Raw genomic sequence first — 11,590 nt, 5'->3', positions numbered from 1 at the left:
AAGATCTTTGGCCTACGGGTCGATCAGACACAAAAAATGCCGGTCAGCGAACTGACCGGCATCGATGGTTATCGCAACAAACGCGGTTGATCAGAACTCGTGATCGGCGTTGTCCGGGTTCAGGTCAGTGATGCCCAGCTTGCCAGCCGCCTGTTCGATGGCGCCTGTCTGTTTGACCAGCGCGGCGATGGCGTCACGCACCACCTGATTGCCTGCGGTGTTGCCGGCAGCGATCAACTGGTCGAAATGCTCGCCCTTGTTCGCATGATCGACGATGACCTGCAACTTGGCCTGCGTGTCGTCCAGGTCGGCGCGCAAGGTGGCGTCGGTGGCGGGATCTACCTTGGCGACCAGAGACGAAAGGCTCGGCCCGCTGACCTTGCTGCCGTCGGTGCGGGTGTACTCGCCCAGATAAACGTTGCGGATGCCCTTGCCGTTGTAGAAGTGCGAGTTGTGCGTGTTGTCGCTGAAGCAGTCGTGTTCGTCTTCGCTGGAGTTGGCTTCCAGTGCGACTTTCATGCGCTCGCCCGCCAGTTCACCCAGCGACAGGCTGCCCATGCCGAAGAGCATCTTGCGCAGGCCGCTTTCACCGGGTTCGGCTTCCAGCGTGGCGCGGTAGTTGTCGGGCACGCCGGCCTTCCAGTTACCGGACATTTCTTCGAGGTCGCTGACCAGCAGGTCGGTGACGGCCTTGAGGTAGGCACGGCGGCGATCATTGTGGCCGCCGGTCGCGCCAGCGCCTTCCAGGTAATCGCTGGCCGGACGTGCGCCGGCACCAGGGCCGGTGCCGTTCAGATCCTGGCCCCAGAGCAGGAATTCGATGGCGTGGTAGCCGGTGGCGACGTTGGCCTCGGAACCCCCCAGCTCGTTCAGGCTGGCGAGTTTTTCGGAGGTGATTTCCTTCACGTCGACCTTGTCTTCGCCGACCTGAATTTCGGTGTTGGCGATGATGTTGGCAGTGGCGCCCGGGTTGCCCAGCGCGTGCTGGTAATCCTTGGCCACATAGTCGATCAGGCCTTCGTCCAGGGGCCAGGCGTTAACCTGTCCTTCCCAGTCGTCGATGATGGTGTTGCCGAAGCGGAAGACTTCGCTCTGCATGTAAGGCACACGCGCAGCGATCCACGCTTCGCGGGCAGCTTTCAGGGTTTCATCGTTGGGCTTGGCCAGGAAGGCGTCGACGGCAGTGCTGAGTTTTTTCGCGCCTGCCTCGGCATCGTCGAACACGGCGGACACCATGTTGGCGTAGTTCGCGACCACAGCCTTGGCCGCCGCGTCGTCAGTCTGGGCCGCGGCTGCCGGAGCAGGGGCCGCAGGCGTCACAGCCGGCGTCGCCGGAGCAGCGGCTGGCGCGGGTGCCGGGGCGGCAGCCTTGTCCTTGCCTTCGCCACAACCGGCGAGAGAGATAGCGATGGCCAACAGACTAGCGGTTGCCAGAGGCATACGAATCATGACGGAATCCTGCGTCGATAAAGGTGATGGCGGGGTGCGCCCATAAAATCTGCGACATAATGCGAAAGATTTGCATTCGGTGTAAAGGCAAAAAGCCTGTGTCGGCGTATTCGGACATCCGGCAGGTTGTAACAGTCGGTTTCAAGATGACGTGAATGGCCGGAAGTGTGCAGGTCGGCTCACAGGCTGGTGGCGTGGTCCTGACGCGACTGCTTGAGGTAGGCCAGCAACTCCCGACCCTGCAACGGCTTGCTGTACAGATAGCCCTGGCCTTCGTGACAGCCCTCGGTCACCACGTAGGCCTCCTGCTCGACGGTCTCCACGCCTTCGGCAATGACTTGCATGCCCAGGCTTTTGCCCAACTGGATAATGGCTCGCACGATGGTGGCGTCATCGTCGTCAATCAGGTCCTGCACGAAGCTGCGGTCAATCTTGATCTTGTCCAGCGGCAGACTTTTCAGGTAGCTCAGCGATGAGTAGCCGGTGCCGAAGTCATCAATGGCAATCAAGGCGCCGGAGCGTCGCAAGCTCAACAGGTGCTGGGCGGCGGTGTTTATATCTTCCATCAGCCCGGTTTCGGTCACTTCCAGTTCCAGGCTGCGCGGTGGCAAGCGATAGATCTGCAGCAGGTTGTTGACCACACGCGGCAACTCCGCGTGATGCAACTGCACAGTCGACAGGTTGACTGCCATGCGCAAGTCGGTAAAACCCTGGTCGAGCCATTCGCGCAGTTGGCGGCAGGCCTGATCCAGCACCCATTCCCCGATGGCGATGATGCTGCCGTTCTGTTCGGCCAGCGGGATGAATACGTCCGGCGGCACCAGGCCATGTTCCGGATGCTGCCAGCGGATCAGCGCTTCCACGCCGACGATACGGTGATCGCGATAGCTGATCTGCGGTTGATAGACCAGATACAACTGATTGAGTGGCAGGGCTTCGCGCAGGTCTTTTTCAAGTTCGCGGCGGCGGCGCATTTCGCTGTCTACGCTGGCGATGTAGAACTGATACCGGTTACGCGAGCGGGCCTTGGCCAGCGTCATGGTCTGCTCGGCTTTTTGCAGCAGTTTCTCGGTGCTGTCGCCGTCTTCGGGAAACAGGGTGATGCCGATGGTTGCCCGCAGTCGAATCTGTTGATCACCGACGATGAACGGCGCTTCCAGCTCATCCAGAATATTTTGCGCCAGCTCTGCCGCCTCGTAGGGTTGCTCGATGTTGGATTGCACCAGCGCAAACTGGTCGCCGCCCAGGCGCGCCAGTGCCCCGAGTCGCACGCTGTGCGCGCGCAGACGGTCAGCGAGTGCGAGCAGCAATTGATCGCCGGACTGGTAGCTGAACTGTTCGTTGATGCCTTTGAAGTCATCCAGACCCACGCACAACACCGCCACTCGGTGTTGCTGGCGTCCTGCATCGTCCAGAATCCTGTCCAGCCCGGTCTGCAACTGAAGTCGGTTGGGCAGACCGGTGAGGAAATCGTATTGCGCCATGCGCTGCAGGTTGTTTTCGGCCTCATGGCGCAGGTAAGTGTGGCGTTCGATGGAGGCCAGCAACTGGTTGGCGGTGTTGACCCAGATCCCAAGTTCGTTTTTCTCGTGGCCTTTAAGCAACGGCAATTGGTGTTCGCTGGGGCGGTCGGGGTTGATCGCGATCAGGTGCTCGATGATCTTCGACAGCGGCTTGGTCAGCAGCCAGTGATAGACCAGATACAGCACCAGCCCCATTGCCAGCGCACGCAGCACGCCCGCGACAAAGATGATTCCGGCATTGACCAGAAAGCTTTCACCGTAATTGGCCGTGTCCAACGTGATGCGCAGGTCGCCGTAATACTCGCTGTAGGGGCTGCGGCCTACCAGTTGAGTGGTGAAGCTGCGTTCCTGGCCAAGGATGAGGTCTGTCAGCCACCGCGTAGGGGACGTCTTCAGCGGCCGGTCTTTCTCGGCGAGCAGGCTTTCGTTAGGGTGCCCGATGGACGCCATGCGCACCGAGTCATCCTGGAACAGGCCTTCGATGACCTGCATGCCCATCTCGCGGTCCAGGCTGTAGACGGCCTGTGTCGACGGATCGCGGAACATGCCGAGAATCCGCTCGGCGTCGCTCGCCACAGCCTGACGTGTCTTGTAGGCGTCGAAGACGATTTGCGCACAGCTGAGCAGGACGCCTACCAGAAGCGCCGAAAGCAGCACAACGCGCAGCAACTTTACCGACAGGCTGTTCTTGAGTTCCAGCTTCAATGGCCGTTCCTTAGTTAGTGTCGGAGGGCATATCGCCTCATGACCCTCGAAAAACCAGACCCGCACGCCGTGACCTTGTCACAACCGGTGCGCCTGGCTGATCTTCGCGTTCCTTGCACCTGCTGGCCAAAGCCACCTCAATGCGTCGGGTGGCCAGGTAGGTAACTAGAGCAGAACACTGTAAAGAATTACGTCATAGAGAATTAAGTTGTATTACGAGTCAGCGAGCGTTTTCCGACAATACACAAAGTACGAGCGGCAGGCGAAAAAAGATTTGCGATTCGCCTGACCGGCAGGCAGGCGGTTGACGCTATATGTGAAACAAACGTCTGGCAGGCGGCCCTTACAGGCCGGGAAACATAAAAAACCCGACGCGAGGCCGGGTTTTTCGATGAGGCTGGAATCAGGCTGCGAATTGCTTGGCCACGAAGTCCCAGTTCACCAGGTTCCAGAACGCTTCTACGTACTTCGGACGCAGATTGCGGTAGTCGATGTAGTAGGCGTGTTCCCACACATCGCAGGTCAGCAGCGGGGTGTCGCCGCTGGTCAGCGGGTTGCCGGCACCGATGGTGCTGGCCAGTGCCAGGGAGCCATCAGCCTTCTTCACCAGCCAGCCCCAGCCGGAGCCGAAAGTGCCGATGGAAGTCTTGCTGAACTCTTCCTTGAACTTGTCGAAGGAACCGAACGCCTTGTTGATGGCTTCGGCCAGAGCGCCGGTAGGCTCGCCGCCAGCGTTAGGAGCCAGGCAGTTCCAGTAGAACGTGTGGTTCCAGACCTGAGCGGCGTTGTTGAAGATACCGCCCGAGGAGGTCTTGATGATCTCTTCCAGGGTCTTGCCTTCGAACTCGGTGCCAGGCACCAGGTTGTTCAGGTTCACGACGTAGGTGTTGTGGTGCTTGTCGTGGTGATATTCCAGAGTCTCCGCAGAAATGTGCGGCACCAGAGCGTCTTTGGCGTAGGGCAGTGGCGGCAATTCAAAAGCCATGGTTTATCTCCTTTCAGGTCAATTGCGGTAGTCGCACGGCCGATCACGGGCGGCCAGATACAGCATGCACCGGGAGTTTTACTCTTTTGCGGCGCAGACCCCGGATCATAGCACCGGGTCTGCGCCTTAACCACGCAACAACTGTGTGGGATAGAGGTTCCCCCGGGTTTGACTCTGCGGTCATGAAATCCGTCAGGCCGAGCGGATCAACTGCACGGCCACGCTGAACATCATCACTGCGATCATCAGGTCCAGCATCCGCCAGGTGGCAGGTCGGGCCAGCCAGGGAGCCAGCCATGCCGCGCCCAGGGCGAGGCTCGAGAACCACAGCAGCGAAGCGCTGGCTGCACCGGCGACATACGCGCCAGGCACGCCCTGTTGTGCGCCCAGCGAGCCAATCAGCAACACGGTGTCCAGATAGACATGCGGGTTGAGCAAGGTAACGGCCAATGCGCTGAGCAACACGGTGCGCAGTGATTTTCTGCCAACCGCTGCGCTGTGTTCCAGGCTCTGCCGTGAGCAGGCGCGGCGTAATGCCTGCAGGCCATACCAGCTCAGGAATATCACGCCGCCCCAGCGCGCCACCGCCAGCAGCAGCGGATTCTGCGCCAGCACATTGGCCAGACCGAACACGCCTGCAGCCACCAGGATGGCGTCGCAGACAATGCACAGCATCGCCACGGCCACATGATGTTCACGACGCAGGCCCTGAGCCAGCACAAAAGCATTTTGAGTACCGATCGCCATAATCAGGCCTGCCGCGATCAGCAGGCCATTGAGGTAGCTTTGCCACATGAGGATGTTCCATTGAGCAGATTCAGGTAGCCATTCTCAGAGGGTGAGGGTTATAAGGAAAACCAATAATCTTCATCGCTCATTAGGAAAACTGATGTTCGACTACAAATTGCTGTCGGCGCTGGCGGCCGTGATCGAGCAGGCCGGGTTCGAGCGCGCCGCTCAGGTGCTCGGGCTTTCGCAGTCAGCGGTCTCGCAACGCATCAAATTGCTGGAGGCGCGCATTGGCCTGCCGGTGCTGGTACGCGCCACGCCGCCGAGCCCGACCGACATCGGCCGGCGCCTGCTCAATCACGTGCAGCAGGTCCGCCTGCTGGAGCGCGATCTGCAAAGTCAGGTACCGGCACTGGACGAGGAGGGCATGCCAGAGCGTTTGCGAATCGCCTTGAATGCCGACAGTCTGGCAACCTGGTGGGCGCCGGCCATTGGCGCGTTTTGTACGCAACACCGTTTGCTGCTGGATCTGGTTGTCGAAGATCAGGACGTAGGCCTCAAGCGCATGCGCGCCGGTGAGGTGGCGGCCTGCCTGTGTGGCAGCGAGCGTCCGGTGGCGGGGGCACGCAGCCAGTTGCTGGGGGCCATGCGCTATCGGGCGCTGGCCAGTCCCGCGTTCATCGCCCGCCATTTTCCGGACGGTGTCAGCCCAGAGACGCTCGCCAGATCCGCTGCCTTGGTATACGGCCCGGACGATCTTCTGCAGCATCGGTATCTGGCTATGTTGGGTGTTCAGGACGGTTTCGAGCATCATTTGTGTCCTTCCTCCGAAGGTTTCATCCGTATGATCGAGGCGGGCATGGGCTGGGGGCTGGCGCCCGAGTTGCAGGTGCGCGACCAGTTGCGCAACGGCACGCTGCTCGAATTACTGCCGGACCGTTGCATCGATGTGCCGCTCTACTGGCATCATTGGCGCAATGGTGGGCAGCTTCTGACGCGCCTCACCGAACATCTTGCGCAACATTCGGCTCACTGGCTGGTGCCGCTGAGCGAAGACTGATCGTCAACAGGATCATGTGTAATCCATGCAGGCAGGGTTTTGCCTTTCCTGCAGACGCGTTAACGGAGCGGTAAATGAAGATTCTGGTCACCGGCGCGAGCGGCTTCATCGGCGGACGCTTTGCGCGTTTTGCCCTTGAGCAGGGCATGAGCGTGCGGATCAATGGCCGTCGTGCCGAAGGTGTCGAGCACCTGGTCAGGCGCGGTGCCGAGTTTATTCAGGGCGACCTCGCCGATCCTTATCTGGTGCGCGCACTGTGCGATGACGTGGAAGCGGTCGTGCATTGCGCGGGCTCGGTCGGTACGTGGGGACGTCGCCAGGATTTCATGCAGGGCAACGTGCAGCTCACGGAAAACATCGTCGAGGGCTGCCTGAAACAGAGGGTGCGAAGGCTGGTTCATCTATCTTCGCCGTCGATCTACTTTGATGGCCACTCGCACCGTGGCATCAAGGAAGAGCAGGTGCCCAAGCGCTTTCACAATCACTACGCGGCCACCAAGTACCTGGCCGAGCAAAAGGTCTTCGGTGCCGAAGAGTTCGGGCTGGAAGTCATTGCCCTGCGGCCACGCTTTGTCACCGGCGCGGGCGATAACAGCATTTTTCCGCGTCTGCTGCACATGCAGCGCAAGAGGCGCCTGGCGATTGTCGGCAACGGCTTGAACGTGGTGGATTTCACCAGCATGCAGAACCTCAACGAAGCCCTGCTGAGCAGCTTGCTGGCAACGGGTTCTGCACTGGGCAAGGCCTACAACATCAGCAATGGCACGCCGGTCCCGCTGTGGGACGCGATCAATTATGTGATGCGGCAGATGCACTTGCCTCAGGCCACCCGTTATCGTTCATACGGGCTGGCCTACAGCGCTGCGGCGATCAATGAGGCCGCCTGTATGCTGTGGCCGGGCAGACCTGAACCTACCCTGTCGAGAGTGGGCATGCAGGTCATGAACAGGGATTTCACGCTTGATATCAGCCGCGCCAGGCATTATCTGGATTATCAGCCCCAGGTCAGCCTGTGGACGGCGCTGGATGAATTCTGTGGCTGGTGGCAGGCACAGCACGCGATCTGAATGCGGTAGTGGCACAGTGAGATTGATTCTGCGCTGTTGTTATACTGCCCAACTTTGATCTACGAACTTTGATTTAACAGCTTCCTGAAGGGTTATTCATGCGCAACGATCCCTACGACGACGTCGATGACGTTCCCAGCCTGAGCGCCAAGGACGATGATGACGACTTCGCGCCGAGCAATAGCGCACGCGAGCGCACCACCGTCTATTCGCGCACCACGCCTGTTGTCAAGGTCAAGGCGCCGAGCACCGGGCCTTTGTGGGCATTGGTCGGTGCGTTGTTCATTGCTTTCTGCGGTCTGGGCTGGTGGAGCTTTCAGCAGGTTTCCCTGATGGAGCAGCAGTTGGTGGCGACTCAGGAAAGCTTTGCGCGCATCAGCGAAGAAGCGGCGGGGCGCTTGCAGGATATTTCCGGCAAGGTGGTCGCGACCGAAGCGCTTTCCAGTGATGGAGAGGCGCTCAAGCAGCGTATCAAGTTGCTGGAAGCGCAACTGGAAGATCAGGACAAACAACGCGAAGGCGTTGAAGGTCAGCAGGGCAGTCTCGACAAACGTCTGGAGCAGATGGCCGCGCAAACCGCCCAGCAGCAGAGTGAAAACGCGCAGTTGCAGGAACAGCTCAAAAGCGTTGTCGCTGAACTGACCACGCTCAAGGCCGCGTTGCCTGACCTGAAGACCGCTCAGGCGGATCAGGGCAAGCTGGATGCGCAGATCAAAAGCGTGGCGGCCGATGTCGCCACGTTGAAAAAGCAGGGCAACCCGTCTGCCGCTGTCGAACGCCTGGAACAGGACCTGATGGTGCTGAAAAGCGAACAGGAAAACCGCCCGGCGCCTTCGGCAGAAGCCAATACGGCCGAGTTCGATGCGTTTCGTGCTCAGGTGACTCGTAACATCAATACCCTGAACAGCCAGATCCAGAATTTGTCGCAACAGCTCAACGCACGCCGTTGATCTTGGCATCCTCTGCCGCCTTCAGCGCGGCAGTTCGCCGAGGGAGCGCTGGCCAGTAAATCCAGGTGCAGATACGAAGAAACCCCGATTCCTGCGAATCGGGGTTTCTGGTCTTACGACAGCGGTTTACATCCGTGGGTAGTCGATGTAGCCGACTGGCCCTTTGCCGTAGAACGTTTCCGGATGGGCTTCATTCAGAGGCGCATCGCTGGCCAGACGCTCGGGCAGGTCCGGGTTGGCGATGTAAGGCACGCCAAAGGCAATGGCGTCGGCCTTGCCTTCTGCCAGCCAGGCGTTGGCAGTGTCCTTGGTGAATTTCTCGTTGGCGATGTAGACGCCGCCGAAATCCTTCTTCAACTGTGGGCCGAGGCTGTCTTCAGCATCACGCTCACGGGCACAGATGAACGCGATACCGCGCTTGCCGAGCTCTTTAGCCACGTAGCTGAAGGTTTCGGCGCGGTTTGCATCGCTCATGTCGTGCATGTCGAAGCGAGGCGAGAGGTGAACGCCTACACGGCCAGCGCCCCAGACTTCGATGACGGCATCCGTGACTTCCAGCAGCAGACGCGCACGATTTTCCACCGAACCGCCGTACTCGTCGGTGCGCTGGTTGGTGCCGGTCAGCAGGAACTGTTCAAGCAGATAGCCGTTGGCGCCATGCACTTCCACGCCGTCGAAGCCCGCCGCCTTGGCGTTTTCCGCACCGACGCGATAGGCCTCGACGATGTCACCGATTTCCGCCAGTTCCAGCGCCCGCGGGGTTGGCAATGGGGTGATCGGGCGCATCAGGCTGACATGGCCTTCGGCTGCGATTGCACTTGGCGCGACCGGGGTTTCGCCGTTCAGGTAGGCAGGGTGGGAAATACGGCCCACGTGCCACAACTGCAGGGCAATGCGGCCACCGGCGTTATGCACTGCCTTGGTGATGTTGCTCCAGCCACGCACCTGATCGTTGGACCAGATGCCCGGGGTGTCGGGGTAGCCCACGCCCATTGGCGTCACAGAGGTGGCTTCGGTCAGGATCAGGCCCGCCGAGGCACGCTGAACGTAATACTCGGCCATCATCGCGTTCGGTACACGGCCTTTCCGCACCGACGCGATAGGCCTCGACGATGTCACCGATTTCCGCCAGTTCCAGCGCCCGCGGGGTTGGCAATGGGGTGATCGGGCGCATCAGGCTGACATGGCCTTCGGCTGCGATTGCACTTGGCGCGACCGGGGTTTCGCCGTTCAGGTAGGCAGGGTGGGAAATACGGCCCACGTGCCACAACTGCAGGGCAATGCGGCCACCGGCGTTATGCACTGCCTTGGTGATGTTGCTCCAGCCACGCACCTGATCGTTGGACCAGATGCCCGGGGTGTCGGGGTAGCCCACGCCCATTGGCGTCACAGAGGTGGCTTCGGTCAGGATCAGGCCCGCCGAGGCACGCTGAACGTAATACTCGGCCATCATCGCGTTCGGTACACGGCCTTCATCGGCACGGCAGCGCGTCAGTGGGGCCATGATGATGCGGTTGGGCAGTGCAGATCGCCCAGGGTGATCGGGTCAAAGATAGTCGTCATGTGTCGAATCCTCGTAATTGATCAATGCGTAGCAGGTGCCAGCTCGGGGTTGCCGGTCTGGCGAAAGGTAATCAGGGTAATCAGCAGCGCCAGCACGGCCAGGATGGCGGCGGCCAGCGGTACGCTGGTCAGGCCCAGACCGTGGGCGATGACGCTGCCACCGACCCAGGCGCCCAGCGCGTTGCCGACGTTGAAGGCGCCGATGTTCAGGGTTGACACCAGGTTCGGTGCGGCTTTGCCGAACGTCACCACGTTGATCTGCAGGGCCGGGACGGCGGCGAAGGCCGCGACTGCCCAGAGGAACAGCGTGATTTCAGCCGGGATCAGCGCGGTGCTGGTCCAGCTGAGTACGGTGGAGATCACCGCCATCGAGACGAATACGCCAATCAGCGTGGACGCCAGGCGGCGGTCGGCCATCTTGCCGCCAATCACGTTGCCGGCGGTCAGGCCCAGGCCGATCAACAGCAGGGTCCAGGTCACGCCGTTGGGCGATACGCCGGTGACTTCGCCGAGCAGTGGGGCGATGTAGGTGAACAGGGTGAACATGGACGCTGAAAACAGCGCAGTCATGGTCAGCGACAGCCAGATGCCGGCCCCTCTGAGGGCGCCGAGTTCAGCGCGCATGTCGAGCTTTTCTTCGTTGCGGTTGGTCGGCAGGAAGCGGATCAGGCCGATCAGCGCAATCACCCCGATGACCGTGACGGCCCAGAAGGTCGAGCGCCAGCCCGCGTATTGACCCAGCGCAGTACCCAGCGGCACGCCCAGTACGTTGGCCAGTGTCAGGCCGGTGAACATCAAGGCCACCGCTGAGGCACGCCGGTTGGCGGGCACCAGACCTGCGGCAACCACCGAGCCGATGCCGAAGAACGCACCGTGACACAGTGCAGTCACCACGCGGGCGAACATCAGGACGTTGTAGTCACTGGCCAGCGCACAGAGCAGATTGCCGATGATGAAAATCCCCATCAGCGTGACCAGCGCGGCCTTGCGCGGCAGTTTTGCCGTGGCCATGGCCATGAACGGTGCACCGACAGCGACGCCCAGCGCATAGCCGGTCACCAGCCAGCCTGCACCGGGAATCGATACGCCGAGGTCGGCTGCCACATCGGGCAGCAGGCCCATGATGACGAATTCGGTGGTGCCGATGGCGAAGGCGCTCAGAGCCAGAATGAGTAGCGAAAGAGGCACGGGGCAACTCCTGGTAAACGTTGGAAAATCAGGTCGGGTTGTTCAGTTCTTCAACCAGCGCCTGAACGAATGCCTGTATGACTTCTTCGTTGCGTCTGAAGAAATGCCATTGGCCGACCTTCTTGCTGCTGATCAGACCAGCGCGTTGCAAGGTCGCCAGATGGGCCGAGACAGTGGATTGTGACAATCCCGCACGCTGATCGATCTGTCCGGCGCACACGCCGTGTTCGATCGAGTACTCCTGGGCGGGAAAGCTCGCACGCGGGTCTTTCAGCCAAGTCAGGATTTCTCGGCGGACCGGGTGGGCCAGGGCTTTTATTATGTCGTCGAGGTCGATCTGCATGTCGTTCTCACAGGCGGTGTAGCGATAT

General features: G+C 60.6%; 9 protein-coding genes and 2 pseudogenes. 3 read left to right on the top strand and 8 right to left on the bottom strand.

Annotated features, from left to right (window positions below):
• Positions 1 to 90 precede the first annotated feature (90 nt).
• The 4 genes from BLR16_RS06420 to BLR16_RS06405 all read right to left on the bottom strand — a co-directional run bounded on the left by BLR16_RS06420 (position 91) and on the right by BLR16_RS06405 (position 5,457).
• Entirely contained in the window at positions 91 to 1,449 is a 1,359-nt protein-coding gene (locus BLR16_RS06420) for an imelysin family protein (RefSeq protein WP_003431423.1), read from the bottom strand.
• A 179-nt stretch (positions 1,450 to 1,628) separates the two neighbouring features.
• Entirely contained in the window at positions 1,629 to 3,677 is a 2,049-nt protein-coding gene (locus BLR16_RS06415; RefSeq protein ID WP_092194170.1) for a putative bifunctional diguanylate cyclase/phosphodiesterase, read from the bottom strand.
• A 403-nt stretch (positions 3,678 to 4,080) separates the two neighbouring features.
• A complete protein-coding gene (gene sodB, locus BLR16_RS06410) occupies positions 4,081 to 4,662 on the bottom strand; it encodes a superoxide dismutase [Fe] (RefSeq protein WP_003313497.1) in 582 nt (193 codons plus the stop codon).
• A gap of 192 nt (positions 4,663 to 4,854) precedes the next feature.
• Positions 4,855 to 5,457 (bottom strand): LysE/ArgO family amino acid transporter, encoded by a 603-nt coding sequence (locus BLR16_RS06405; protein WP_074805018.1) that lies wholly within the window; start codon positions 5,455 to 5,457, stop codon positions 4,855 to 4,857.
• Positions 5,458 to 5,551: 94 nt separating this feature from the next.
• Between BLR16_RS06405 and BLR16_RS06400 the strand changes: the two genes are divergently transcribed.
• The 3 genes from BLR16_RS06400 to BLR16_RS06390 all read left to right on the top strand — a co-directional run bounded on the left by BLR16_RS06400 (position 5,552) and on the right by BLR16_RS06390 (position 8,468).
• Entirely contained in the window at positions 5,552 to 6,451 is a 900-nt protein-coding gene (locus tag BLR16_RS06400) for a LysR family transcriptional regulator ArgP (RefSeq protein ID WP_003431419.1), read from the top strand.
• A 74-nt stretch (positions 6,452 to 6,525) separates the two neighbouring features.
• Positions 6,526 to 7,518 carry an NAD-dependent epimerase/dehydratase family protein gene (locus BLR16_RS06395; protein ID WP_003363927.1) on the top strand — a complete coding sequence of 331 codons (993 nt, stop codon included), beginning with the start codon at positions 6,526 to 6,528 and terminating at the stop codon, positions 7,516 to 7,518.
• A 98-nt stretch (positions 7,519 to 7,616) separates the two neighbouring features.
• Entirely contained in the window at positions 7,617 to 8,468 is an 852-nt protein-coding gene (locus BLR16_RS06390) for a hypothetical protein (protein WP_003363925.1), read from the top strand.
• 126 nt (positions 8,469 to 8,594) lie between these two features.
• Here BLR16_RS06390 and BLR16_RS06385 read toward each other — a convergent pair.
• The 4 genes and pseudogenes from BLR16_RS06385 to BLR16_RS06370 form a co-directional block, all read right to left on the bottom strand.
• A pseudogene (locus BLR16_RS06385) lies at positions 8,595 to 9,554 on the bottom strand (alkene reductase); the annotation flags it as partial.
• Between the two features lie 55 nt (positions 9,555 to 9,609).
• A pseudogene (locus BLR16_RS28795) lies at positions 9,610 to 9,972 on the bottom strand (alkene reductase); the annotation flags it as partial.
• Between the two features lie 80 nt (positions 9,973 to 10,052).
• Positions 10,053 to 11,219 carry an MFS transporter gene (locus tag BLR16_RS06375; protein ID WP_003431415.1) on the bottom strand — a complete coding sequence of 389 codons (1,167 nt, stop codon included), beginning with the start codon at positions 11,217 to 11,219 and terminating at the stop codon, positions 10,053 to 10,055.
• A 28-nt stretch (positions 11,220 to 11,247) separates the two neighbouring features.
• Positions 11,248 to 11,562, bottom strand: a complete 315-nt coding sequence (locus BLR16_RS06370; RefSeq protein WP_003363918.1) for an ArsR/SmtB family transcription factor — start codon at positions 11,560 to 11,562, stop codon at positions 11,248 to 11,250.
• Positions 11,563 to 11,590 lie beyond the last annotated feature (28 nt).

The organism is Pseudomonas sp. BS3767, assembly GCF_900099665.1.
GTDB classification, from domain to species: domain Bacteria; phylum Pseudomonadota; class Gammaproteobacteria; order Pseudomonadales; family Pseudomonadaceae; genus Aquipseudomonas; species Aquipseudomonas cerasi.
This window is presented reverse-complemented; position numbering and strand designations above follow the sequence as displayed.